The sequence below is a fragment of the Bradyrhizobium sp. MI1.7 genome (genome assembly GCF_055811795.1).
In genome coordinates this window covers 1-237 of sequence record NZ_JBVVPO010000302.1, presented here as the reverse complement: position 1 = coordinate 237, position 237 = coordinate 1, and the positions used below count along the sequence as shown (strand labels likewise).

The window sequence follows — 237 nt, the reverse complement described above, 5'->3', positions numbered from 1 at the left end:
ACCTTCGCTACTCTCAAACGCCGCATGCGGCTGACCTGCATCCGCTACGTCGGTCTGATCAAGGCGACCGGGCAAGTTCTGCTCGCCTCAATCGCCTTCAACATGAGGCGGTGGGCCACGATCGCCGCGTGAGCTGCCCGCTGAGGGCAACAACTACAGATCTTCGCAGGCATTGCCAGGACCAAGGCCTTCTCTCCTGACGTCTTCAGCCTCAAAAGCCGATAACGCAACAGGCCC

At 60.3% G+C, this 237-nt stretch carries 1 pseudogene; it reads left to right on the top strand.

The features are described 5' to 3' along the window. A pseudogene (locus AC0L3X_RS47600) lies at positions 1–132 on the top strand (IS5/IS1182 family transposase); the annotation flags it as partial. Positions 133–237 lie beyond the last annotated feature (105 nt).